Source organism: Alteromonas sp. 4NH20-0056, from assembly GCF_057539655.1.
This window is the reverse complement of sequence record NZ_BAAJLS010000002.1, coordinates 266741-290943: the sequence shown is the minus strand read 5'-3', so window position 1 is coordinate 290943 and position 24203 is coordinate 266741. Positions and strand designations below refer to the sequence as shown.

At 44.2% G+C, this 24203-nt stretch carries 23 protein-coding genes; 12 read left to right on the top strand and 11 right to left on the bottom strand.

Annotation, left to right across the window (positions count from 1 at the left end):
• Positions 1-128: 128 nt before the first annotated feature.
• Entirely contained in the window at positions 129-1022 is an 894-nt protein-coding gene (locus AC27EZ_RS04820; RefSeq protein WP_487134231.1) for an EamA family transporter, read from the top strand.
• Positions 1023-1099: 77 nt separating this feature from the next.
• Positions 1100-2377 carry a M24 family metallopeptidase gene (locus tag AC27EZ_RS04815; RefSeq protein ID WP_487134230.1) on the top strand — a complete coding sequence of 426 codons (1278 nt, stop codon included), beginning with the start codon at positions 1100-1102 and terminating at the stop codon, positions 2375-2377.
• A 369-nt stretch (positions 2378-2746) separates the two neighbouring features.
• Here AC27EZ_RS04815 and AC27EZ_RS04810 read toward each other — a convergent pair whose 3' ends face one another.
• The gene (locus tag AC27EZ_RS04810) at positions 2747-3601 is read right to left on the bottom strand and encodes a LysR family transcriptional regulator (protein ID WP_487134229.1); all 855 of its coding nucleotides are present in this window, start codon (positions 3599-3601) and stop codon (positions 2747-2749) included.
• Between the two features lie 138 nt (positions 3602-3739).
• Here AC27EZ_RS04810 and gcvT point away from each other — a divergent pair, with 138 nt between their 5' ends.
• From gcvT to gcvP, 3 genes are all read left to right on the top strand, one after another.
• Entirely contained in the window at positions 3740-4819 is a 1080-nt protein-coding gene (gene gcvT / locus AC27EZ_RS04805) for a glycine cleavage system aminomethyltransferase GcvT (RefSeq protein ID WP_487134228.1), read from the top strand.
• Between the two features lie 48 nt (positions 4820-4867).
• Positions 4868-5257: a glycine cleavage system protein GcvH gene (gcvH, locus tag AC27EZ_RS04800; RefSeq protein WP_487134227.1), complete on the top strand. Its 390-nt coding sequence runs from the start codon at positions 4868-4870 to the stop codon at positions 5255-5257.
• A gap of 121 nt (positions 5258-5378) precedes the next feature.
• Positions 5379-8288: an aminomethyl-transferring glycine dehydrogenase gene (gcvP, locus tag AC27EZ_RS04795; protein ID WP_487134226.1), complete on the top strand. Its 2910-nt coding sequence runs from the start codon at positions 5379-5381 to the stop codon at positions 8286-8288.
• Between the two features lie 215 nt (positions 8289-8503).
• Here gcvP and AC27EZ_RS04790 read toward each other — a convergent pair whose 3' ends face one another.
• Both AC27EZ_RS04790 and AC27EZ_RS04785 read right to left on the bottom strand, forming a co-directional pair.
• On the bottom strand, positions 8504-8728 hold the full coding sequence (locus AC27EZ_RS04790) for a hypothetical protein (protein WP_487134225.1): 225 nt from the start codon (positions 8726-8728) through the stop codon (positions 8504-8506).
• 288 nt (positions 8729-9016) lie between these two features.
• Positions 9017-10249, bottom strand: coding sequence for an S-methyl thiohydantoin desulfurase family protein (locus AC27EZ_RS04785; protein WP_487134224.1), 1233 nt, complete (start codon positions 10247-10249; stop codon positions 9017-9019).
• 525 nt (positions 10250-10774) lie between these two features.
• On the opposite strand from AC27EZ_RS04785, the gene nhaC reads away from it, so the two are divergent.
• Both nhaC and AC27EZ_RS04775 read left to right on the top strand, forming a co-directional pair.
• The gene (gene nhaC / locus AC27EZ_RS04780) at positions 10775-12190 is read left to right on the top strand and encodes a Na+/H+ antiporter NhaC (RefSeq protein WP_487134223.1); all 1416 of its coding nucleotides are present in this window, start codon (positions 10775-10777) and stop codon (positions 12188-12190) included.
• A gap of 563 nt (positions 12191-12753) precedes the next feature.
• On the top strand, positions 12754-13497 hold the full coding sequence (locus AC27EZ_RS04775; RefSeq protein WP_487134222.1) for a hypothetical protein: 744 nt from the start codon (positions 12754-12756) through the stop codon (positions 13495-13497).
• Positions 13498-13569: 72 nt separating this feature from the next.
• Here AC27EZ_RS04775 and AC27EZ_RS04770 read toward each other — a convergent pair whose 3' ends face one another.
• Positions 13570-13815 carry a DUF4235 domain-containing protein gene (locus AC27EZ_RS04770; RefSeq protein WP_487134221.1) on the bottom strand — a complete coding sequence of 82 codons (246 nt, stop codon included), beginning with the start codon at positions 13813-13815 and terminating at the stop codon, positions 13570-13572.
• A 175-nt stretch (positions 13816-13990) separates the two neighbouring features.
• Positions 13991-14155 carry a DUF1328 domain-containing protein gene (locus AC27EZ_RS04765; RefSeq protein ID WP_421132158.1) on the bottom strand — a complete coding sequence of 55 codons (165 nt, stop codon included), beginning with the start codon at positions 14153-14155 and terminating at the stop codon, positions 13991-13993.
• A gap of 640 nt (positions 14156-14795) precedes the next feature.
• Here AC27EZ_RS04765 and AC27EZ_RS04760 point away from each other — a divergent pair.
• Both AC27EZ_RS04760 and AC27EZ_RS04755 read left to right on the top strand, forming a co-directional pair.
• On the top strand, positions 14796-15935 hold the full coding sequence (locus tag AC27EZ_RS04760) for an AI-2E family transporter (protein ID WP_487134220.1): 1140 nt from the start codon (positions 14796-14798) through the stop codon (positions 15933-15935).
• Between the two features lie 120 nt (positions 15936-16055).
• The gene (locus AC27EZ_RS04755; RefSeq protein WP_487134219.1) at positions 16056-16358 is read left to right on the top strand and encodes a hypothetical protein; all 303 of its coding nucleotides are present in this window, start codon (positions 16056-16058) and stop codon (positions 16356-16358) included.
• A 237-nt stretch (positions 16359-16595) separates the two neighbouring features.
• Here the strand turns inward: AC27EZ_RS04755 and AC27EZ_RS04750 are convergent, their stop codons facing one another.
• Complete coding sequence (locus AC27EZ_RS04750) at positions 16596-16814, bottom strand: hypervirulence associated TUDOR domain-containing protein (RefSeq protein WP_487134218.1); 219 nt, start codon at positions 16812-16814, stop codon at positions 16596-16598.
• A 214-nt stretch (positions 16815-17028) separates the two neighbouring features.
• Between AC27EZ_RS04750 and AC27EZ_RS04745 the strand changes: the two genes are divergently transcribed.
• Complete coding sequence (locus AC27EZ_RS04745) at positions 17029-17361, top strand: hypothetical protein (RefSeq protein ID WP_487134217.1); 333 nt, start codon at positions 17029-17031, stop codon at positions 17359-17361.
• Positions 17362-17394: 33 nt separating this feature from the next.
• On the opposite strand, the gene AC27EZ_RS04740 is transcribed toward AC27EZ_RS04745, so the two are convergent.
• Together AC27EZ_RS04740 and AC27EZ_RS04735 are read right to left on the bottom strand one after the other, a co-directional pair.
• A complete protein-coding gene (locus AC27EZ_RS04740; RefSeq protein ID WP_487134216.1) occupies positions 17395-18147 on the bottom strand; it encodes a DUF6174 domain-containing protein in 753 nt (250 codons plus the stop codon).
• A 105-nt stretch (positions 18148-18252) separates the two neighbouring features.
• Positions 18253-19500 (bottom strand): DEAD/DEAH box helicase, encoded by a 1248-nt coding sequence (locus AC27EZ_RS04735; RefSeq protein ID WP_487134215.1) that lies wholly within the window; start codon positions 19498-19500, stop codon positions 18253-18255.
• 214 nt (positions 19501-19714) lie between these two features.
• On the opposite strand from AC27EZ_RS04735, the gene AC27EZ_RS04730 reads away from it, so the two are divergent.
• Positions 19715-20083, top strand: coding sequence for a PilZ domain-containing protein (locus tag AC27EZ_RS04730; RefSeq protein ID WP_487134214.1), 369 nt, complete (start codon positions 19715-19717; stop codon positions 20081-20083).
• 180 nt (positions 20084-20263) lie between these two features.
• Positions 20264-21421: a PQQ-dependent sugar dehydrogenase gene (locus tag AC27EZ_RS04725; RefSeq protein ID WP_487134213.1), complete on the top strand. Its 1158-nt coding sequence runs from the start codon at positions 20264-20266 to the stop codon at positions 21419-21421.
• Between the two features lie 103 nt (positions 21422-21524).
• On the opposite strand, the gene AC27EZ_RS04720 is transcribed toward AC27EZ_RS04725, so the two are convergent.
• The 3 genes from AC27EZ_RS04720 to AC27EZ_RS04710 all read right to left on the bottom strand — a co-directional run bounded on the left by AC27EZ_RS04720 (position 21525) and on the right by AC27EZ_RS04710 (position 24109).
• On the bottom strand, positions 21525-22256 hold the full coding sequence (locus AC27EZ_RS04720) for a phosphatase PAP2 family protein (RefSeq protein WP_487134212.1): 732 nt from the start codon (positions 22254-22256) through the stop codon (positions 21525-21527).
• Between the two features lie 12 nt (positions 22257-22268).
• The gene (locus tag AC27EZ_RS04715; RefSeq protein ID WP_487134211.1) at positions 22269-22967 is read right to left on the bottom strand and encodes a TVP38/TMEM64 family protein; all 699 of its coding nucleotides are present in this window, start codon (positions 22965-22967) and stop codon (positions 22269-22271) included.
• Between the two features lie 284 nt (positions 22968-23251).
• Positions 23252-24109 (bottom strand): PA4780 family RIO1-like protein kinase, encoded by an 858-nt coding sequence (locus tag AC27EZ_RS04710; RefSeq protein ID WP_487134210.1) that lies wholly within the window; start codon positions 24107-24109, stop codon positions 23252-23254.
• Between the last annotated feature and the right edge of the window lie 94 nt (positions 24110-24203).

Sequence of the window (24203 nt, the reverse complement as noted above, 5' to 3'; positions counted from 1 at the left end):
GAAATACAGCGGTTAGTCGGCAGTGTTATGCCTTCTACATTGTACATTGCGTATACGAAAAAAAAGTGTACCGTTCTAAGGCCTGTTTTAAACAGGCCTTTTTTATTGGCGTTCGAAAAGGGGGATAAGTGATCTGGATTTTATTTACCGTTGGTGCCGTGTGTTTTCAAACGCTGCGAAATGCCATGCAAAGCCAGTTGAGCGGCAGCGTTGATGTGTTGGGTGTCACGTTATCTCGTTTTCTACTTGCCCCACCTATTGCTTGTGTTTATTTACTGCTGGTTAGCCATATTGAACGCGTAGATTTACACGTAGTATCAAGCAGCGTTACGTTTAATTTTATCGCGGTAATAACGGCTGCAGCGCTACTTCAAATAGCCGCCACCTCATTAATGGTCACGTTATTCAAACAAAAAAACTTTGCAATTGGTGCTGGGCTTGCAAAAAGTGAAGCGTTGGTTGCAGGCGTACTCGGCACGTTATTCTTTTCTAGTTATCTAAGCCCCCTTGGGTGGTTGGGCATTATAGTCGGCGGCATGGCGGTCATCATCTTAAGCGTTGGGAAGAATGCCGATATGAAACGAGTGAGTGCTGGTACCCTACTATTGGGGGTGGCGTGTGGTGTTTGCTTTGCATCTACCTCATTACTTGTGCGTGAAGCCACGCTCATGCTTAACATTAGTACGCTTGTCGCCGCCGCTTGGACGTTAATATGGGTGCTAGGGCTTCAGTCATTTGGGCTGGTGATGTATTTAGCCATTAAGAAGCCCACAGTACTCAGGCAATTATTACTTCACTGGAAAAGAGTTGTTTTAATCAGCGTATTAAGTTGTGTAGGCTCTATTTGTATCTTTACTGCGGTGGCGTTAGAGCAGGTGGCCTATGTAAAAACGCTCGCACAGTTAGAAGTGTTGCTTACGCTACTGGTGTCGCACTATTTGCTAAACGACAAAGTAACGAAACGCGAGATAGTTGGCTCACTTATGATAGGAATAGCGGCTATTATGGTGATGTGGGTGTAACCCTTATCAAGCAATTCATTTAACGCGCACAAAAATATAACGACACGGTTTGCGCTTTCACACAACAGGAAAAGAGCATGAATAAACGAGACTTTTTGAAGTTTACAGGGGCGGGTTTAGCGTTGTCGCCGCTATCAGCGCTTGCACAAGCGCCCGATGCAATTCCACCTCAAAATACCCTTACCGACATAACCGGCAATGTTGCGCCCATTACTCGAGAAGAACGACAACAACGTATTCAGCGCGCGCAGCAGTTAATGAAAGCGAACAATATTGATGCCCTATTGATTGAACCGGGGGCGGCCATGGATTATTTTTCCGGTATTCAGTGGTGGCGCAGTGAACGGCTTACTGCACTTATTATTCCGCAAAACGGTGATATTGCGGTAGTCACGCCATTTTTTGAAAAACCGAGTGTGCTTGAGTCGCTTAAAGTGGGTGATGATGTTCGCGTATGGCAAGAGCATGAAAGCCCGTTTGATGTGGTCGCTGAAATCTTAAAGTCTCGGGGCATCACTCGGGGAAATATTGGGTTTGAAAGCAGCGTTCGTTACTTTGTGGTAACCGGTGTGGCTAATGCGCTACCGAGCTTGAATATTGTGGCCGCTGAGCCGATTACGCGTGGCTGCAGAATGTATAAGACCGCAGCCGAACTAACGCTAATGCATAAAGCGAATGAAGTGACGCTTCGCGCATACGACCATGTGTTTTCGCAATTAGCGCTGGGCATGAGTCAGGCCGAAGTGAAAAGCATAATGAACACCGCGCAACAGCAATTGGGTGGCAGTAGTACATGGTGTTTAGCTCTGTTTAATGATGCCAGTGCTTATCCGCACGGTACTAATGCGAAACAAGTGATACGTGAAGGCTCAGTGGTATTGCTGGATAGTGGCTGCAGTGTGCACGGATACCAAAGTGATATAAGTAGAACTTTGGTATTTGGAAAAGCGTCACAACAGGTTGTCGACGTGTGGAACACTGTTAGAGAAGGGCAGAATGTGGCATTCAACGCGGCAACAATCGGCGCACCTGCGGGGAATGTTGACGATGCGGTTCGCAAATATTATGTCACAAAGGGCTACGATAAAGATTACGCCTTGCCCGGGTTAAGTCACAGAACTGGCCACGGCATCGGTATGGAAGGGCATGAAAGCGTAAATTTTGTGCGTGGTGAACAAACCGCGCTTAAAAAAGGCATGTGCTTTTCAAACGAACCTGGGCTCTATATACCAGGGAAATTTGGTGTGCGCTTAGAAGACTGTTTATATATGACAAATGCAGGGCCGCGTTATTTCACCGAGCCCCCAGAGAGCTTGACTCAACCCTTAGGCAAACTGATTCCACTTAACGCATAGGGTATACGCATAAAACGGTGCGGTAAATATATTACACCACACCGTTTAGCGTATATTGCATTTGTATTTATTCGGAAGAATGTAGATTGAACTCGCGATTTTTATGGTGAGTTTGTTTTACCACAAGCGGTTTCTTATTTAGGCGGTCTCTGCGCGCAATTTCTTCCTTAAAAAAGAACGTTAAAACCGCTCCAACAGTAACCGTTAACACTACCGTGATTAACATAGCATTACCCTTAGATTGATTTATTCGTCTATCTTTACTGTTAAAAGAAGAGAAAGGTTTAAAATTATACAAAAGTATTACACCAGTTTAACATTGGTGCCTAGTGCGAGCGTCAGTGCGTACCATCGTTGCCTTAACATGTACTAACGGCTGGCTTTCAATCTTGTAGTAAAAAAGTCTGCTAACGTTTTGCTAATTACCGGGTGCTGTGTGTCTTGGTTAAATAAGCAGATATTCACTTTACCTAATGCAGGAAGGTGCGGGTGATTCAATGAAATTAAATGCTTAGGCACACTTGAACGCGCTAACGCGGTCACCCCAAGACCTTGCTGAATTGCGGCTACTAACCCGGTTAAATCGGCATTGGTATAGGTAATTTTCCACGCAAACGTTTGCTGTTTTAGCTCTTCAATCACGCGGCTTCTATACATGCATCCGTCGGGCGCAAGCACTAGCGGAATATTGTCGCCAACGAGTGGATGTGACACATCACCCACCCATACCACGTCATCTTCTAGTACTACATCGCCTTCTGTTTCTTCGTCTGGATTCACTAGCGCTAAAATAAGGTCGAAATGATCGCGCTGGCTTGGGTGGAGAAGATCTCGGCTCAAAGCCGATGTCACTTCTAGTGAAACATCAGGATAGCGTTTAGAAAATTCGCCAATCAACCCAGGCAGCAGGGTAGACGCAAACTCGTTTGGAATGCCTAAACGTAATCTTCCACTAAGCGGTGCGAGGGTTAAGCTTCTGAAGATATTATCATTTAATTCAAGTAACTCTTTTGCTTTAGGGTAAAGCCAGTTTCCGTCTGCGCTTGGCACATGACGTTGGCCTACTTTAGTAAACAGCTTTTTGTTTAGTTGTGATTCAAGCTTCTTTATTTGCAAGCTAATAGCCGGTTGAGAACGGCCCAGAAAATCACCGGCTTTGGCATAGCCACCAAGCTCAATAACGCTAACAAATGTGCGTAAGTTATCTAAAGACAGTTGCTTCATGTTGATTTGAATTCCTGATGTAATCGCACGAATACATTAGCATTGTAAATGTATTGATAAGAAATTCCAATTTGTTGCACGTTATTTACCCCACTATACTTCATTCTGTTTTCTATCTTTATAACTGAGAAAAGTGGAATGACTAACACTACCGCCCTACACGCGAAGCACCTAGAAGCTGGTGCGAAAATGGTCGACTTTTTTGGCTGGGATATGCCAATTAATTACGGCTCGCAAATTGAAGAGCATCATGCAGTGCGACAAGACGCTGGCATGTTCGATGTGTCGCATATGACCATTGTTGATGCAAAAGGCCCGCAAGCGAAAGCCTATCTTCAATTTCTATTAGCAAACGATGTAGCGAAGCTTACCGTTAAAGGTAAAGCGCTTTATAGCGGCATGCTTAATGAAGAGGGCGGCGTGGTTGATGACCTCATCGTTTATCACTTCGATGAAACTAATTATCGCTTAGTGGTTAACTCGGCCACCCGTGAAAAAGACATGAACTGGTTAATAAGCAAAGCCGAGGGCTTTGACGTAACCATTACTGAGCGCCCTGAATTTGCAATGATTGCGGTACAAGGCCCTAACGCGAAAGAAAAAGCAGCAACGCTTTTCAGCGCAGCGCAAAAAGAAGCTGTTGCCGATATGAAGCCGTTCTTTGGCGTGCAAGCCGAAGACTTATTTATCGCCACAACCGGTTACACTGGTGAGGCGGGCTACGAGATTATGGTGCCTACCGCGCAAGCTGAGAGTTTTTGGCAGGGTTTACTAGATGCAGGCGTTAAGCCATGTGGTTTGGGTGCGCGTGACACGCTTCGTTTAGAAGCGGGAATGAATTTATACGGCCAAGATATGGACGAAACCGTATCGCCACTTGCCGCTAACATGGGGTGGACAATCACATGGGAGCCAGCAGAGCGTAACTTTGTTGGTCGTCAGGCGTTAGAAGCCCAGCGTGAAGCGGGTACCGATAAGCTAGTAGGTTTAGTCATGACCGAAAAAGGCGTGCTTCGTCATGGCCTTAAGGTAAAAACTGAAAACGGCGAGGGTGTTATTACCTCAGGTACGTTTTCGCCTACGCTAGGCCATTCAATAGCAATGGCTCGTGTACCTCGTGATGTTGGTGACACGGTTGAAGTGGAAATGCGTAAAAAGTGGGTTACAGTAAAAGTGGTTAAGCCCTCCTTTGTTCGCAATGGAAAAAGTGTTTTATAGGGTCTGCGCCAATAGGCCCCAAGTTAACAGAGAATAACAGGAACGATTATGAGCAACATCCCAACTGATTTACGTTACGCCGCTACACACGAATGGGTTCGTCCAGAAGGTAACGGTATTTTTACTGTCGGTATTTCTGAGCACGCTCAAGGCTTGCTAGGCGATATGGTTTTTGTTGAATTGCCTGATGTTGGCGATGCAGTTACTACTGGTGACGACATTTGTGTTGCTGAGTCGGTAAAAGCGGCGTCAGATGTATACGCCCCAATTACTGGCGAAGTGGTTGAAGTTAACGAAGACCTCGAAGACTCACCAGAGCTTGTAAACTCAGACCCATATGGCGACGGTTGGTTATTTAAAATTAAAGCCGACGATGCCGCAGAGGTACAAGGTTTACTAGACGCAGAAGGTTACGAAAACAGCATCGACGAAGAGTAATTCGTTACGCAGTTTTAAACGATACAATTTTAAAAAAGGGGCATGAATACAATTCAGCCCCTTTTTAACTTTAAGATTTAACGCGCCCTTGCGGCAATCAATACGAGTGCTTAATAACGTTATGTCGAATACTTCCCCTACATTGGCTCAGCTTGAGCAAAAAGATACGTTTATCCGTCGTCACATTGGCCCGGGTAAAGGCGAAATAGATGAAATGCTGTCTGCTATTGGTGCTACCTCGCTTGATGATTTAATTGAGCAAACCGTGCCTGCAGGTATTGCGTTACCAGAACCATTGAAATGCGGTGAAGGTGCGACAGAAGTTGAAGCATTAAGCGAACTAAAAGCGGTTGCTGCGAAAAACAAAATTAACCGTTCTTTCATCGGGATGGGTTATTACGACACCCATGTACCTAACGTGATCCTTCGTAACGTACTGGAAAATCCAGGTTGGTATACTGCTTATACGCCTTATCAGCCAGAGATTGCCCAAGGTCGTTTAGAAGCAATTCTTAACTTCCAGCAAGTAACCATTGACCTTACTGGGCTAGAGCTTGCTTCTGCATCGTTACTTGATGAAAGTACGGCGGCGGCTGAGGCCATGGGCCTAGCCAAACGCGTATCAAAGAATAAGAAATCAAACCTCTTTTTCGTGTCGGACGATGTTCACCCGCAAACATTAGACGTAGTGCAAACTCGTGCCGATATGTTTGGTTTCGGCATTGTGACAGGCCCTAGTGAAGATGCATCGAATCATGATGTGTTTGGCGCATTACTACAATACCCTAGCTCGACAGGCGAAGTTAAAGACATTTCAGACGTGATTGCAGCGGTACAAGCGAACAAAGGTATTGTAGCGGTAGCCGCTGACCTGATGAGCTTGGTAATGCTTAAGTCGCCAGGTGAACTAGGGGCTGATGTAGCACTAGGTAGTGCGCAACGCTTTGGTGTGCCAATGGGCTACGGCGGCCCACATGCTGCATTCTTTGCAACACGCGATAGCTACAAGCGTTCTTTGCCTGGGCGTATTATTGGTGTAAGTAAAGACACCCGTGGTCGCCAAGCGCTACGTATGGCGCTGCAAACTCGTGAACAGCATATTCGCCGTGAAAAAGCGAACTCGAACATTTGTACTGCTCAGGTACTACTTGCCAATATGGCAAGCTTTTACGCCGTATACCACGGTCCGCAAGGCCTTAAGACCATTGCTGAGCGCATTCACCGTTTTGCTGACATTTTAGCAACGGGCCTTAATCAAAAAGGTGCGGATAAAGGCGTTGCCCTTAAGCATAGTACCTACTTCGACACGCTAACTGTTATGGTAAGCAACAAAGAAGACGTGCTAGCAAAAGCGTATGCAAAAGGGATGAATCTTCGTGCAGATCTTGACGGTGCGGTAGGCGTATCGCTTGATGAAACGACGACCCGCGAAGACATTACCGCGCTGTTCGACGTTTTCCTTGGTGAAGGCCATGGTTTAACTGTAGAAGATGTTGATGCAGAAGTAACAACGCAAGGCGTGAAGTCTATTCCTGAAGCGCTTGTACGTATCAGCGACATTCTTACGCACGAAGTATTTAACAAGTATCACTCTGAAACAGAGATGCTTCGTTACATCAAAAGCCTTGAAAACAAAGATTTAGCATTGAATCACTCAATGATTTCATTGGGCTCGTGCACCATGAAACTAAATGCAACGGCTGAGATGATCCCCGTTACTTGGGCTGAGTTTGGCCAAGTACACCCGTTTGCACCGCTAGACCAAGCATTAGGCTATCAAGAAATGATTGCCGAGCTGGCTGAGTGGCTAATTAATGTTACAGGTTATGACGCTCTTTCTATGCAGCCTAACTCGGGTGCACAAGGTGAATACGCAGGCCTATTGGCCATTCAGCGTTATCATGAAAGCCGTGGCGAAGGCCACAGAAACGTATGTTTAATACCTAGTTCTGCACACGGTACTAACCCTGCTTCAGCGCAAATGGTTAGCCTTAAAGTGGTTGTAGTTGCGTGTGATTCGAACGGTAACGTTGACCTAAACGACCTTCGCAAGAAAGCAGAAGAAGTAGGTGAAAACCTGTCTTGCGCAATGATCACATACCCGTCTACGCACGGTGTATACGAAGAAACGGTACGTGAAATGTGTGACATTGTTCATAAGTACGGTGGCCAAGTATACATGGACGGCGCGAACATGAACGCGCAAGTGGGCATTACCTCGCCGGGCTTTATTGGCTCTGACGTATCGCACCTTAACCTACATAAAACTTTCTGTATTCCTCACGGTGGTGGTGGCCCAGGTATGGGGCCGATAGGGGTTAAATCTCATCTTGCGCCATTCCTACCTAATCACTCGGTAGTGAACGTAGAAACAGCAGGGAAAGATTGCGGTGCTGTGTCAGCAGCGCCATGGGGAAGTGCGTCTATTCTGCCTATCAGCTATATGTACATTAAAATGATGGGTAGCGAAGGCCTACGCCGTGCTACTGAAGTGGCCATTCTTAACGCTAACTATGTGGCGAAGAAGCTAGAAGGGCACTATCCAGTGCTTTATAAAGGCAACAACGACCGCGTAGCGCACGAATGTATTATTGACTTGCGCCCACTAAAAGAAGCAAGTGGTGTAACGGAAGTAGACATTGCGAAACGTTTGAACGATTACGGTTTCCACGCGCCAACAATGAGCTTCCCGGTAGCGGGTACGCTTATGATTGAACCAACTGAGTCAGAAGCGAAGTACGAGCTAGACCGTTTCATCAATGCCATGATAAGCATTCGTGAAGAAGTGGCGAAAGTAGAAAGCGGTGAGTGGGATGCAACAGACAATCCTCTACACAACGCGCCACACACACTTGCAGACATCTGTGATAGCGACTGGAACCGCAGTTACGACCGCATGCTAGCGGCGTACCCAGCACCAGAAGTTCACAGAAATAAGTTCTGGCCAACGGTTAACCGTATTGATGACGTATACGGCGACCGTAACTTGATTTGTTCATGCCCGAGCATTGAGAGTTATTCTGAGGAATAGGTTGGTTGACTAAATGCAATTAAGATTGTGAATAGCTAGATATGAGAAAGGCGAACCAGGTGGTTCGCCTTTTTTGTCACATTCTCGGCCCTTGTTAAGCTAAGAGTGCTCGTAGCGAGAATATAACTGCAAGAAACGGGGGAGTGATAAACCGCTGCGCGGCGAACACTCCCTTTTGGTCTATAAAAACAGCTAAGCCTAATGGCAGCGTGTTATTATGGAACAGCTTTAATAGGCTGATAACCTTCTATATCTAATTCTTCATTGATGCAGCTAAGCAAATAATCATCAAGTGATAAACCGTCTGTGCCTTCATCTTCTGCAAGCTCTGTACAGTATGCTTTATATTCAAGAACTAGGTCCATGTTTGCAACGGGCCTATCGTCAGCAAACGTGGTTGAAGAAAAAGCTAACCCTGCCACTAACCAAATATATTTCATGTTATCTCCAAATAAGTTCATTCAGTGAACAGGCTAAGATTAAAATTTATTGGCCAAAATACGAGCGAAATAAATTGACCGTTAAGGACAAATTATTTCGTCAAAATACTGCTTTTCATCCTAAAGCTAAGCAGGCAGTTAGATGCCGGTAAATAGAGCAACGTCTGCCGTGCAAAAACAATGAATCTTAAACGTACTTTCTGCGTTTAGTGACTTACGCCCTCACAGGTTCAACCGTGAGTGAATCAGTTTTTCTGTATTAAGCAGTTATAGACCATGGTTACCTATTTATTGTGCTTGTACTTTTCTCTTTTGCTGTAATGTCTCAATCGGTATAAAGTCGAAGTCGAAGCCAAAATGGCGCGGCCCCATTAATTCAATACCTTTTTTAGTTCGCCATTGTTTATGTGCCGGTACGCCAACTAACACCACTTCTTTATGTAAAGGGTAACCACCAATACTGCCCCCTTCAGGGGTAGATTCGCCTGTTTTTGGGTCAAGGTTATAAATATAGTCTGGGGAAACTGCGTCAAGCTTGCCATCTAGCCAGCCTACGATATTCTCGTTTTTAACAAACACCTTATAGGTTTGACCGGTAAATTCATTAGTGCCTTCAATTTCAACATCCACCCAATTAAACCCACGTTCACCTTTTTCATCCGATTTAGTTACCATACCTTGGAATAACTTGTATCCGTTCGTAACCGTTAACAATGCATTTATAGGGTCATTGCCAGACTCTCTTGCCTCTCTTACCGTCTTTCCGTACAAAATGGCTTCAGATAAATTGCCTGGAATAATGCCTTTGTCTAGCTGCTTCCCCGTCATTGGTGTCATAGTAATAATTGCTGAACCCCCACTGGCTACCGCAAGCGCACGACCAATATCTTCAACCCTATATTCATCTACCGCGTCTTTGATAACAATTTCGTCACCCCATTGAGTGACTATCGCCGTCGGTATTGACGCAATCCCATTAATCCAAGGAAGTGATTGTTGTACTTCGGGAACCGCTCGCCCGGTAATGCCTGCATCTAAGGTTGGAATGCCTTTTTCAGCGGCTACTATCAGCGCTGTTAGTGTGGCATCTGCAGCCTCTGAACGTATAAGCGCTGTCATTTCGGTTCCCATATGATCACTGAGTAAATCGATAACCTTAGCGTTTTGTTCTGAGAGGCTAAGCGTGCCCAATTGCTGCTGCTTCGTTCGCTCTATTACGTAGTCCCAAGCGCCACCGCCTCCAAGGCCTTGCACTGCAGCAACTAAGCCGGTTTCCGGAAAGTTCTCGGGTGACATCATGGTGAACGTCATCCCGTTACCGAGTGCTGCCTTTATCTCTGATACAAGCGGTTCAGAGTCGCACCCTCGTGTTGACTGAATACACGAGCCAACTAGCATATCTACTAACTCCTGTTCACTTAACACTCTGGTTTTTGCTTCTTGAGCAGTAGCTACTTCAGAGGCGCTTACGCTAGCGAGTAATAAACCGCTAAATAGCAATGAAGTTAATGGCTTAGACATGAATTATGTACTCCGGAATGTTGAGTAGGGGTATTAACGGCGGGCTGCGCCTCCATAGCTTTAACTTACCATCGCGCTGTCGAAGGTTACAAAAAAGAATTAAATCTACCTTTTTAAGTTTTGGCTTAATGGTTCACATAGAAAGAGCGCTGCTACATATGTACCAAAGCATTAGCCTTACTGGCTGTCCAATGCGTATTGATTATGTCATGGGCATTGTATGCGTTGGTGAGGGCCTCTGTGGTTGAAAGCAAAAGCTTGATTGTCGATAAAATGAGTAGATATAGCAGGGGGCGCGCGTGCAACCCCATACACGCTCAAGGCGAACATTCTCAATGAGAAAAGCTAGTGATAATCTTTATTAACATGATAGTGTCGGTGTATGTGGAACACAAATAACAGTAACGCTTTCTTTAGAACGAGACAGCACGTTGATAAAAATTTATAGTTATTACCCATAAACCATCAATAATGTTTAATGCGCATTATTCCCTAATTATTCGCTTGTAGGCAATACAACTCCTTATGTCTAAAACCACGATGACACCATTACGCTCCCCCTCATTTCTACACTCTTTCATTTGCTTTAGTGCAATTGTTGTTGCCCTCGCGGGGGGCATTTTTGGCTTTGGTATTAGTTTGCATGCGTTGATGTTTTTGTGTTTGATATGGGTAGGGCTAAACGCGCACTTACTAGGCTATAACTACCTTCAAATTCGTGAACTTATGACAAGTTCATTGGCCCGAGCCATGCCCGCTATTTATATTTTTATTCTGATAGGCATGGTTATTTCTAGCTTTATGCACAGTGGCACAATCGCCACTTTGATGTATTACGGGTTAAGCTGGCTAAGCCCTAGCTTGTTCTTAGCGGTTGGCATGATACTGTGCGCCATTATGTCCGTGGCAACTGGCACGTCTTGGGGCACGGTGGGTACGCTCGGTGTTGTGTTAATCGGCATTGGAAGTGCCATGAATATTCCACCTCCATTGGTAGCGGGCATGATTGTTTGTGGCGCTACCTTTGGCGATAAAATGTCACCTATATCAGATACTACCAACCTTGCTGCAATGAGTGCGGGTACCACACTTTTTCGCCATATCTACTCAATGCTTTTTACCACGTTACCTACGTTTGTTATCACCCTTATTATGTTTGTCGTTATAGGTTTAAGTTATGGAGATCAAAATCTCAACCTCGTTGAAGTATCGTTAATTCAAGAGGCACTGGCAAACAATTATAGCCTTACACCAATCGTCACATTACTCCCGCTTATATTATTAGTTACCTTAAGCATCAAAAAAGTGCCAGCAGAAGTCACAATGTCATTTAGTATTGTGTTAGCAGTAGTTATTGCCATTTTTTATCAAGGCGAGAGCTTCATCAGCGTACTAAACGCGCTGTGGGAAAATAAACCGGAATCGACAGGTCTCGAAAACATAGACAAGTTGCTTGGTCGCGGCGGTATAACTAGCATGAGCTGGACCTTGTTACTTGCTTTAATGGCTATTGCATTAGGTGGCATGCTGCATGGCGCAGGTTTTTTAAGCTCGCTTCTCGCCGGCAGTATTGCCAGAGTAAAACGAACGGCGAGCCTAATTGCTACTACTATAGTGTCTGGCTTTGTCGGCAATATGGCGATGGGGGAGGCCTACATCTCTATCATTCTTAGTTGCCAACTTTTCAAGCCGAAGTATGAGCAACAGAAACTAGACAATGCATTGCTATCACGGTCAGTAGAAGAAGGCGCTACCATGACAACCGGCCTTATTCCATGGACAACAGCGGGTGCATTTTATGCTGCCACGCTAGAGGTAGACGTATTGTCTTATGCGCCATATGCCTTTTTTAATTACCTAAACGGGATAGTAGCGGTAATAATGGCAATGTTCGGGATAGGGATTTTGAGAAAAAACAATGCCAACGAAGCGCATCCGTAAAAAAGCCGCAAGCACTAACGTGATGCGGCTTTCCGAGCTGGGTTGACTAGACAGCCGTATAGAACAAAAACGTAAAAGAGGTTAGCTAGAACGTTCTTCACTCATGGCCGCCTGTTCAAATACTTGAACTCTCGACATATGACCACCTCTTTAATTTTGTTGCCAGCACTTTCAAAAAAGTAGCATACGAAACAACTAGCTGAAGCACGCCAAAATCAAAAAACGTAAGTTGGGATGCATTAAGTTAAGCTTAATTAGGCGTTTAGTATAACTGTAAAGAAAATGGACACTCGGTGTTTTGGTTTCCAAACGGAAAAAAACCTCAGATATACCATTGATGTAATGCACCCTGGGACAGATAAAAACAGCGTAGATAGTGGCCTAAAGAGAAATAATGAAGCGACGATGTTGTTTTTGTCAGTTATTTTTACAGAATAAGCACATAGTGAGAAAATTTTTTATAAACCCACTATAAGTGTTTGATATTGAATTCGTATCTGCTATTGGTTCAGTTCTTGCTGGTGACTAATTTGAATTGTTCAATCATTCCCAGGAGTACAGAAGTGATTACTGAACTGAAAAATAAAATATCCAAAGGTTTTATTGCTGCGTTAGCTACGCTTTCTATTTTTGGATCGATGCCAGCCTTGTCATCAATAATATTATTTGAAGATGATTTTTCTTCAAACGACCTCAGTAATTGGAGCCTTAGTGGTGGCAGCCAAACATGGCAGGTTATTAACGGTGAATTGGTCACGAACCGAGTGCCTTCAGGGTTCCGATATTTCGGAATAAATGGTATTACCACGCCTGAAAAATTTGTTTTTAGTGTCGATGTAAGAAACATTGCTGGTGCTTCTAATAGAGTCTCTTCTCAAGGCCATGGTGGTATTTTCTGGGATCAAACTTCTTTGGGAATTGATAACAAAACGTATATTCGAACTCACTCAGACCACCTTAATCTTGTATCTATTGGTGCCGGCGAGACGCATGCACCTATTGTGGCAGACAATGGTGATACGATACGTTACACGTTAGATGTCGATTACCTCGCTCGTGAGCTATTAATTAACGCGACACTTATTGCCGGCGCTAATCAAGGTAACGCTACCCAAATTAGTTACGTTGGCAATGACTTCGATACCTATGTTCGCAGCTTTGGTGCAGGAGAGCTAGGCCTTCTTACGTGGGGTGATGCCGTTGCTTTTGATAACGTTAGAATAACCACCGTTTCTGAGCCATGGTCAATTGCCATGCTGGGTTTTGGAATATTAGGCTTGTCGCTGTATCGTCGTAAAAAACAGTAATATTACGAGCAATAATAGGAAGGCCAGAGTGAATCGCTTATGAAGACTCTGGTCTTTTTTGATCCCGCATAGTTATTTAGACTGACGTTTGTCCAGTGCGTATTGTACGGCCATTCGCGCAACACCCGCACCAATACCCGACACGACCGCCCATGTTACTGCCTCTTTAAGGTCGGTATCTTCGCTTGCTTTGTCTTTTGGAGCCGGCTTGTTCGTCACCTGTTCCCATGACTTCTGTAATGTCTTTCTGGCCAGCATGCCAGCAGAGGCAGCGGCAAGTCCGACACCTACTGTGGTTATTAATTGTTTTTTACTCATAATATTCTCCGTTATTTATTATCGGCAACCCAATAATGAATCGGTAGCGCTTAGCGCTTTATGGTGGCCGCGTGCTGCTCGGCTCTAAAAAAACAGCCATTAATCAAAAATTAATAGCTGTTTTTTTGCAGGTTTGTGACATGCATTGAATGCATGCCAATTAGTCTGCGTGGGTTCATTTGCCCCTAACCATATTCATAACCAGCGAAACCACCAGTAAGATAAGGAAAATACCAAAAATTATTTTGGCAATACCCGCTGCAGAACCGGCAATGCCGCCAAATCCTAATACTGCTGCAGCAAGTGCGATCACTAAAAATATTAAAGCCCAACGTAACATAATGTATCCCTTCAGTTTGTGAGTTCATAATGACTGGTGCAAAGCATAGGCCGCTTTGACTAAATTTATAGTGCCACCACTCAGAACCAAGAAAATACGGGGCTTAAAGGGCGAATATGGATTTAAGAATAGTAACTTTTTTTTTCAACGTTTCGACGGAGTCGGCACAATATATAATCAATTTTACCGAAATTTTTGTAAAAATTTCTTAATGAACGTTTGTGCCGATTGGCATGGCGCAAACATAAAGCGTTATTTTTCTTACTTTCCCATTAATGGCGCGTGACGATGAATACACGTGCTGCCAAGCAAGCCTTATAAACCCTAGCGGCAATAATCCGTTTACACAAAATCGATGTAACGGGCAGATAACGATGAACACGACGTTATTAATTTTAATTACTGGCTCGTGCCTTGCAACCAGTCTTGTAAAGAAAATGCCCATTAGGTAACTGCGCCACATCAGTATATGGACATCATTTTAAAAACGTACTTAATAAAGTTAGCTATCGCACAGTGGTATTGATTTATGTGAAAGGGTTTTGTTTAACAATATAGAGTGATGTAGGCAAGCACATCATAAATAAACAACAAAGCTCAATACCACTTTCGCTTTCTTCAAACTGACAGGGACAAGGTAATGAAGCAGAATCCGCTTTTACATAGGCATGATGACTTTAAAGTTAAAACCAGGGATGTACGGGTGGTTAGGTTACTTATTGTCTTGGTGGCGCTTTCAACACTCTACACATTATATTTCGCCCAATCACTTATTATTCCCATGGTTTTTTCAATGCTTGTGGCATTACTGTTAAGTCGTATTGTCACTAAATTAAAAGAGTGGCGGATCCCGCGGTCTATTTCCTCAATTACACTACTTACTATGCTAATTGCTCCCCTCATGTTTTTAATACTCGAACTCTCAGAGCCAGTAGAAAGGTGGGTGAAAGCGTTGCCCCAAATCTCTGAACAGGTGTCACAGCAGCTTACTGAGGTAACTGCTGCTATTGATGGAACAGAGCAAAAGGCAGAGGGTGAAGAAAGTTCGACAAATACTACGGCTTACCCTTGGTTTGAAAAAGAGCCTGTTAAAAAGCAAGACGACACCATGGTCGAAGAGCGGTTTAAGGAAGGAAGCAGGCAAATGATGTTTGAAATGCTGCTTGCTACGCCAATATTTCTTGCACAAGTGCTTGGGGCTATTGTTCTAACGCTATTTCTTCTTATTTTTGGGCCACCGCTGTCTAAAGTGATCATTGATGATTTTCCCATAATTAAAAATAGACATCGAGCCAGAGCATTAATTAAGAACATTCAGCAGGCCTTGTCTCACTATATTTTAACCATAAGCGTTATTAATTGCGGGTTGGGGGTGTTGACGGCAGTCGGACTTGCGTACTTTGACGTTCGCGATGCCATTTTATGGGGGGCGATAGTGGGGTTACTGAATTTTGTTCCGTATATAGGTTCAGTGATAAGCGTAGGCATATTGCTGTTTGTAGGTGTTGTGCAGTTTGGATTTACGGATACCGCATTTATCCCAGTAGGCGTATTTATTATTTTAAATATTGTGGAGTCTCAAATAATCACGCCAACGGTGCTGGGCAGAAGCATGCAAATTAACCCGCTTGTTATCATTTTATGGTTATTTCTTAGCGGCTGGTTGTGGGGCATGTTGGGCGTACTGTTAGCGGTACCTATCTTTGTGTGTATTAAGCTTACCCTACAGCAGATGGAAGTTTTTCCTCACTGGTTAAAATTTATTGAAGCCCATGAATAAATTAGTGTTGTCGATATGACCTTTGCCCCTTTAAACTGGGGTATTATTGCATTCGATAAATCATCTTCGAACGACGTTTCGACACGGCAATTATAAGGCTCACATTTGGCACACTCAGAAATGACAGTTTATTTTCGCTTACTTAACTTAGACGCAATGCAAGCGCACACGCTCAAAAGGGAAATTGAAGGGGCATATTTTCATAAACACGACGATTCCCCTGTTTTTATTGGGCTCGTACCATTAAAAGAAGCGCTGTTTGACGAGTTAAACGACTATGTCATTCGCCAACAAATTCAATATGACGAGTGTGATATTTACGTTAAAGCAGAAAACGCAGATGGGGATATTGATGTTCCGCGCGTGGTCAATAAGTTGCTTAAATACATCGACTGTAAACTCACCTACGCATTCGTAAAATAACAAAGCCGTTAACCAATAGCGTGGCTAGCAGATTAATCGAAACCGCCAAGACAGCAGTGCGCCTTGTTAGGCGTAATCTATACCGATACGGGGCGAGCACTGTATTTCTTGAATCGATATCCCGTTCCCATTACCCGAAATCCACAGAGTGTGACCAAGCAATCCTTTTGCGATGCTCACCACATCACAATGGCTAAAAAAGGTGCGAGGTAATGTCACGATAACAATGCAGAAACGTTAGGATGTTTTTTGGATTTCACTATGGGATTTTAATACCTCGCTACCATCGTCCTGTTCAATAAGGTAGGCAGGGTCTCTGTCGCTGGCATCGCGTTTAACGGATGAACCTTTAATGGTGCATTCCACTTCACTGGTATACTTTTTACGTATATTTCCAGTGGCGTGACCTTTTCCCCATTTCCATTCTACTTCAGTGTTAATTGCATAATGTTTCATATCAAATCCTTATGTTGTTACGTAACTGCGACGTTAGGTTATTTTTATTTGTCAGTATTAACCAAACGCTAATGCCGTTACGCACTTTGTGATTTCCATATTTTTAAACGAGCGCATTGCGATTTAAGTTCATTAAATGCTGGCATGGGTTCATAAACTGGCAAAAAGAGAAAAAATTGTCGATAATCAAATCTTTGACTAATACAAAGACAGAATGGAAACACGACTTCCGCTATACAAAAAATTATTGGTAATGTATCGCATCGAGCCTGGGTGTCTTGGGCCGCAAGGTGTTGAGTATGTTGAAGAATTCTGTACTTTCGCCAAGAAAAAGCTAAAAAACAATCATGGGCACTGTTTACGTTGGGTGGTGAAGCCGCGTTATGATAAGTCGCTTCCTGAGCTTGAGTTTCAAATTAAGAACAATGTAGTTTCGCGTGAAAATGCTGCGAAGTACATGGACAGCTTTGATATAGATATTGACGCTTTTGAAGAAGCATTGGAAGAAACGTTGGCTGATTTAGTTGATTTGTTTTTCGAGCGATAAAAGCGCACGAATGTGCGCTTTTATTGTGTTTTATTATTGCGGAATTAATTCAACTTCAAGTTCTCTGGGTAGAACGTGGCATAGGTCTTTTCCGATACCATAGTCACTTACCTGAAAAGTTTCATAGCCTGCTTTTTCAACGGTAATCGAATAAAAACCAGGGCGTTCGTCTAACATCGTGACAGCGTTGCTTCCATCGCACTCACCAGAGGCAGTTTCAGCATAATCCTCTTCCGTTGCCGTCACCGTTGCATCACAGGCAATGGGGGCGTTAGTTGATTGGTCGACAATCGTCACTATCAACCCACTTTCTATAGAAGTAGTGCAGGCAAAATCGTCAGCACCCAGCACATTGCCTACCTCAATAGTGTACTCATCGTCAGCCATTTGAGCATTACCGTCTACTTGAATTCGTGTTGGGTAACCAAGCTCAGGGTGATATTCAACCGATAGCGATTCTGCGCGGCTTTCTTCCAATGCTATGCGCTCGAACAAGCCGGCTATAGTTTCAGAATTCACAGTGTCTAGCGGCAGCGCTGCATTGTTCGCTTTGATGGTTTGTGATGTCACTTGATTTGCGTTCACTACCACTAGACGAGGGCGGGTAACGTCGTCTAAACAAAAGCAAGAAATACTGAAATCGAATTGGTAGTTATCAATGTTCGCACTTTCCCATTTTGCGCGGTTGGCATTGAGCTCTTCTAACGTATTGTTTGAATTGCCATTGCAGGAGAAAAGTAAAAATGTGGAGGCAATGGTTGCACAGCAGCGACGTAGGTTCTTCATAACAGTCCTTGGTAATGAGAGTGAACAATAATCACTATTGCAAGCACTGCCGATATAGTCAAAGCCTTTTGGGTTGACGTGCGCTTACTTTACACCGAATGCGTGCTACCGACGCTTTTTACGCCCTTTGAACCGGCCTTTATGCTTTGGCTTTTCATCAGCTTCAAAATTTCCGTACAACTCCTCATCTGCTTTTTCCTTTTTAGCTGCAGGTGGTTTGGGTTTTGGTGAAAACCCTTCCACAAACGTTTTCTTAAATTGTCGCCCAATAAAACGCTCAACCGCTCTTAGTTGCTTGGCTTCATCTTCGCTGTATAACGATATCGCTAACCCCTTCATCGATGCTCTGCCTGTGCGGCCGATGCGATGAATATAGTCTTCGGGCACATAGGGCAAATCTACATTTATAACGCACGGTAATTGTTGGATATCGATGCCTCTGGCAGCAAGGTCGGTACCGATTAATACCTTTATAGTGCCACTTCTAAAACCATCTAAAGCTTTGGTACGCGCTTGTTGTGTTCTGTTTGCATGAATAGACTCGGCGGCAATACCTAATGCTTCAAGCTCATTCCTTAGCGTGTCGGCACCTCGCTTCGTGCGTGTGAATACCAATATCTGAGACCAATCGTTATTGTTCATCAAATGAATAAGCAGCTCGTGTTTTCGGTCTTTGTCGACGGGGTGTAGAACTTGTGTGATATTTTCAATATGGTCGTGCGCGGTCGCTAGCTCAATAGTTTCAGGGTTTTTAAGCATATCAGTGGCTAACGTTTTAATTTCTTTTGAAAACGTAGCTGAGAACAGAAGCGTTTGGCGTTGTTTCGGCAATAGCTTTTGTAGACGTTGGATATGTTCGATAAAGCCTAAGTCCAGCATGCGGTCGGCTTCATCTAATACTAAGATTTCGAGATTATCGACGTTGATATCACCCTGCTCATATAAATCGAGTAGGCGCCCAGGCGTCGCGATAAGGATATCAATGCCTTGCTGCAACGCATGTTTTTGCGGTTCAATACGCACACCACCAAATACTGCCGTTGAGCGAATATTCATCTGTTGACTGTAGGTGTCTACGTTTTGCGCAACTTGAGCGGCAAGTTCACGTGTTGGTGCAAGAATAAGCGCTCTAATTCCCCGTGCGTGTTGGCGAGGTTTTTCTGCCAACAATTGCAATATGGGGAGCGAAAAACTAGCGGTTTTTCCTGTGCCTGTTTGCGCAATGGCGATAACATCTCGCGCGTTCAATATTGCAGGAATTGCGTCCTTTTGAATGGGAGATGGCTCGGTGTACCCTTTCTCAGAAACCGTATTTAACAGTTCAGTGCATAGACCTAAGGCTTTAAACGACATAAAAGAGAAGCTCATAACGTATAAAAATTGGCGTCATAATACGTGTTGCGGGTAAGCTTTGCGGCATTAAATTTTGTCTTTTTGTCCTATTCATTAGCAATGTAGGCCTAATTTGCTGATTCATAATAGTTATTGTTTTAAATACTCACGGCTACCCTTGGCGTTTTTGCTCACACAGTACTACGCTTAGCTAAAATCAAGGGTAAAAGCAGTGATGAATACTGACAAAAGACAACATCCGCGATTAAGCCTTAAAGGCGTTCATGCAAACATCACCATCAGTAACGCATTAAGCGAGGATAGCATTCACTTAGAAGGTGATATGGTCGATATGAGTTATTCCGGTATCCGAATTAAACTGCTCTCTGAAATGCCCCAGAACCTTCCTGCGAGTAATGTCAAAATTGTTCTTACGCTACCGAACTCAGACGTTAGCTGCACTATAAAAGGGGCAATTAGGCATATAAATAACAACGCCGAGGTTGGCTTGCACTATCGCGATAACCACAAAGAAGATGATGTTGATGCATTCATGTTTGAATGCGTTAAGCACATCGATACACCAACACAACACATGATTTAATATCACATATATCCATTATTGAAACCAGAAATTGATAGCTCAGTATGTTGAGCTTTAGTCACGTTCACCACGTACATACCCATAATCACCATTTGTATGAAATACTAGTGCGTATCGGCTATCGCAAGAATAGTAAACAAAATAAAAAACGAGGACGGTAAGAAAATTATGCGGAAAAAAATGATCAAACAAAAGCTAGCGTTGCTTGTCACCGTAATGGCTGCGTCGTTCACAGGTGCTGTACAGTCTAGTTGGGCAGAGCAAGTTGAAATGAAAGGCAGCAAGGGAAGCGCAGTTTCCGGCAATGTACTTGCTACCTTTGACCAACCATGGGCTATGACGTTCTTACCTGACGGCCATAGTTTGGTGACAGAAAAGCCCGGCACAATGTGGTTACTTGATGAAAATCAGCAAAAGCGGTTTGCAGTAACCAACTTACCGGAAATTACTGCGCGTGGGCAGGGCGGTTTGGGGGATGTCATTGTTCACCCTGAATTTAGCACTAACAACACCATTTATTTGTCTTACATTGAGCGCGACTCACAAGACGATGCTTTCAGCGGTGCAGTGATTGAGCGAGCAACCCTCACTATTACCGATAGCGGTGCAAGTTTGTCTAACCGTCAGTTAATTTGGCAACAGGCGCCAAAAGTAACAGGTAATGGGCATTATTCTCATCGTATGGTGTTTTCGCCAGACGGACATTTGTTTATCACGTCTGGAGAGCGTCAAAAATTTACGCCGGCACAAAACATGGCAATGAATTTAGGAAAAATTGTACGCTTAAATGCCGATGGCAGTGTGCCAGAAGACAACCCATTTTATGGAAATGGCAGCATAACCGAGCAAATTTGGACACTGGGACATCGTAACCCTTTAGGTATCGACTTTGATGCAGAAGGCAATTTGTGGTCGCACGAAATGGGGCCGCGTCATGGCGATGAACTGAATATCATTGAAAAAGCGCGTAACTATGGCTACCCCACAGTATCACAGGGCGATCATTATTCAGGGGTTAAAATACCTAACCATGAAGATATTCCAGTATTTAAAGCTCCCGCGCTAGACTGGGTTCCTGCAATAAGCCCAGCTGGGTTTATTATTTACAAGGGCGACTTATTCAGCGAGTGGACCGGCAACGGCTTTATTGGCGGGCTTTCTTCACAAGCGCTTGTGCGAGTCGACTTCGGTAAAGATGATAAGGGCAAGTGGAATGTACAAGAAGCTGAACGCTATGAGTGGGGAAAGCGTGTCCGAGAGGTCGAGCAAGATAGCCAAGGTAATATTTATGTATTGGAAGACGGAAAAGGCGGGCGCCTGATAAAAATTAAGCAGTAATTACATCAGGCCACCTTGACGTAAACTGATTAAGCCCGATAAACGCAGCAGATTTGATTATATTTTCCGTCTGCTGCGTACCTGTAACTTAGCACTACTCGTATCAACGTGGAGTAGTGCTTGGTTCGTTTAGCGGGCCTTCATTTCCTTCTTGTTCTATGCCCCCAGAAGACTGTAATTGAGAGGCCAGCATAAGGCATAAGATGGACCAGAATATACCAACCGTCCAACCCGCCAATACATCTGATGGCCAATGCACACCTAGATAAACGCGGCTAATACCAATACTTACTGTTAGCAATGTGGCGATAGACATCAAAAATACTTTAACCCGCTTGCGCTTCTCGACACGTGATAGCAGCGCGCCTAGTGTAAAATACACCAATGCAGACATTAGTGAATGCCCGCTTGGAAAACTGTGAGTGTAAACATAGCTTCCATGAGGCACTAAGTCAGGGCGAGGACGATCAAATCCATACTTAAGCGCAAAGCTTAGCAATGTACCGGTTACAATCGCCACCACGATAAAAAGTGCCATTTTGGGCTTCTTAATTAGCAGCATGTAAGCCGCTGATGTCAGCGTGAAAAAGGTGAGAATACCTACGCCACCTAACCCGGTTATATCACGCATAAGCTCTTCTACCCAATGTGCTCCTATCGGATCGGAAAGGTCATCTGCGGTGCGAAACAGTAACAAGAGTGTTTCGTCAATCGCTGAGGTACCGCCGCTCATTACCATGCCTGCTATTTCGACAAAGGCCCACAAGCAGCCGGCTAGCAGCATTCCGCCTAGCAGCATGTTTATATCAATTCGGTTGATATTTTTAATATTCACCAGTGCTTCTCCTTACGCGGGTTGTGTATTGGCGTTGCTACGTTTTTTGGTATGGCGATAAGCCACAATGGTCATAATGATACTGACAACAGCACCGCCCGCCAGAATGGCCCACTGATACGTTGGCGGATGAGAGTCACTGTTAAGCATCGAGTTTCCTCCTACCCAGCCAAGATAGGTATAGAGTGTAACGAGGGGAAGCTGACCTATGAACGACGACCAGACATACTGTTTGAATGAAATATTGGTGATGCCAAAACCATAATTTTTGAGAACGGCGGGAATGAACGGATTAAGTCGCAATAAGATAACAAAACGCCACTGACCGTCCTCAGCAAGTTCTAGTACTTGTTTACTGCTGTCATAGTGCTCCAGCTTTTTCTTAATGCTGTCCTTCATCCAATATCGCGCGAACAGGAAGGTAATGCATGCACCGCTGAGCGCTGCAAGTGCCGACACACCTAACGCAATAGAAAAACTTAGTAATATGCCGGACGTTATATTTAAAATGGTTGATGGGAAAGAGAGGGTCACAAGCACGGTATATAACAGAAAGTAAACGATGGCTGTCCATGCCCCAAAAGAACGAACGTACTCAACGACTTCAATCACTTGCTCTCGGGTAACTACATATTTCCATAACAGAATGACGCCTGCGATAAACACGGCAGCAAGCAGTCCTTTCACTAACCAAATATTACGCTTCTTCACATTTCATTCCTTTTTGTATCACGTTTTGCATTGTGCTTTTAACGTTGACTGACATCACTGTCGATATCATTGCTACGGGTTAGGCACAGAAAAGATTAAATATTATTTAATTTAGCCTTAAAGCAGTGACTGGAATAAGTGCAAGGAAGGTTAAAAATATATTTTGATAACAGTGAGTTATCTTTTGTTGCGTGCGCGTGACATGGAGGAATAGATAATCACTTTGCTTTATTCAGATACTGATTAAAACAAAGTGATAAGTATAGATTGCGATTGCATACCACCTAGGTTTCATCATCCGTAGGATTAATTCGTGCGAGTCGGGCCTTCTCTTCATCTTCAGCCGCTTGAATCTCTTCAAGTATCGCACCCACATCCGCCGCTTCTTCACTCTCTTCAAATTCACCAGTAAGGACCGTATTCGGGGTGAGGTTACCCTCTTCAAACAGGGCCCACATTTCTTTGGCGTATTGAGTGTGTAATAACTCGGGGGCAAATTCGCTGTAATAGCGGCGCATGTTGTTAACATCGCGGGCGAACATCGCTTCAGCGCTATTATTCGCAGCGGCATTAACGGCCTGAGGTAAATCGATAACAACAGGCCCCTTATCATCTACCAGTACGTTAAACTCGGAGAGATCACCATGAATGAGGCCTGCGCACAACATAAGCATGATGTTATGCATCATTAACGTGTGTTGCTTGATAGCCTCTTCTCTGCTCATGCTAACGTGGCCTAATTGAGGCGCGACATCGCCGTTCTCATCAGACACGAGTTCCATGAGTAACACACCATCGACACAGCAGTATGTGTCGGGCACACGCACGCCGGCTTCGCTCAAGCGTGACAGAGCATCAACCTCAGCATTTTGCCATATCTCTTCTTCAAGCTGGCGGCCATAACTAGACCGCTTACCCATGGCTCGAGCCTGGCGACCGCCTCGCACTTTTCGGCCTTCTTGGTATTGTGCTGCTTTTTTAAAGCTGCGTTTAACCGCATCTTTATACACTTTTGCGCACCGCACATGCTCGCCACAGCGAACCACGAAAACATCGGCCTCTTTCCCGCTCATTAGGCGGCTAAGTACTTCATCAATTAAACCATCATCAACGAGCGGCTGTAAGCGTTTAGGTATCTTCACACAGTGCCTGCATTATGGCGTTGTTTTTTCATCATTATTTTTTGGGTACTCTGTTTGTTTATATCAAATATACTGCACCAGTATATCAGGCTTA

Coding starts and splice junctions, on each gene's coding strand:
- AC27EZ_RS04815 (WP_487134230.1), top strand. CDS start 1,100: ATGAATAAACGAGACTTTTTGAAGTTTACAGGGGCGGGTTTAGCGTTG.
- AC27EZ_RS04810 (WP_487134229.1), bottom strand. CDS start 3,601: ATGAAGCAACTGTCTTTAGATAACTTACGCACATTTGTTAGCGTTATT.
- gcvT (WP_487134228.1), top strand. CDS start 3,740: ATGACTAACACTACCGCCCTACACGCGAAGCACCTAGAAGCTGGTGCG.
- gcvH (WP_487134227.1), top strand. CDS start 4,868: ATGAGCAACATCCCAACTGATTTACGTTACGCCGCTACACACGAATGG.
- gcvP (WP_487134226.1), top strand. CDS start 5,379: ATGTCGAATACTTCCCCTACATTGGCTCAGCTTGAGCAAAAAGATACG.
- AC27EZ_RS04790 (WP_487134225.1), bottom strand. CDS start 8,728: ATGAAATATATTTGGTTAGTGGCAGGGTTAGCTTTTTCTTCAACCACG.
- AC27EZ_RS04785 (WP_487134224.1), bottom strand. CDS start 10,249: ATGTCTAAGCCATTAACTTCATTGCTATTTAGCGGTTTATTACTCGCT.
- nhaC (WP_487134223.1), top strand. CDS start 10,775: ATGTCTAAAACCACGATGACACCATTACGCTCCCCCTCATTTCTACAC.
- AC27EZ_RS04770 (WP_487134221.1), bottom strand. CDS start 13,815: ATGAGTAAAAAACAATTAATAACCACAGTAGGTGTCGGACTTGCCGCT.
- AC27EZ_RS04765 (WP_421132158.1), bottom strand. CDS start 14,155: ATGTTACGTTGGGCTTTAATATTTTTAGTGATCGCACTTGCTGCAGCA.
- AC27EZ_RS04760 (WP_487134220.1), top strand. CDS start 14,796: ATGAAGCAGAATCCGCTTTTACATAGGCATGATGACTTTAAAGTTAAA.
- AC27EZ_RS04755 (WP_487134219.1), top strand. CDS start 16,056: ATGACAGTTTATTTTCGCTTACTTAACTTAGACGCAATGCAAGCGCAC.
- AC27EZ_RS04750 (WP_487134218.1), bottom strand. CDS start 16,814: ATGAAACATTATGCAATTAACACTGAAGTAGAATGGAAATGGGGAAAA.
- AC27EZ_RS04745 (WP_487134217.1), top strand. CDS start 17,029: ATGGAAACACGACTTCCGCTATACAAAAAATTATTGGTAATGTATCGC.
- AC27EZ_RS04740 (WP_487134216.1), bottom strand. CDS start 18,147: ATGAAGAACCTACGTCGCTGCTGTGCAACCATTGCCTCCACATTTTTA.
- AC27EZ_RS04735 (WP_487134215.1), bottom strand. CDS start 19,500: ATGTCGTTTAAAGCCTTAGGTCTATGCACTGAACTGTTAAATACGGTT.
- AC27EZ_RS04730 (WP_487134214.1), top strand. CDS start 19,715: ATGAATACTGACAAAAGACAACATCCGCGATTAAGCCTTAAAGGCGTT.
- AC27EZ_RS04725 (WP_487134213.1), top strand. CDS start 20,264: ATGATCAAACAAAAGCTAGCGTTGCTTGTCACCGTAATGGCTGCGTCG.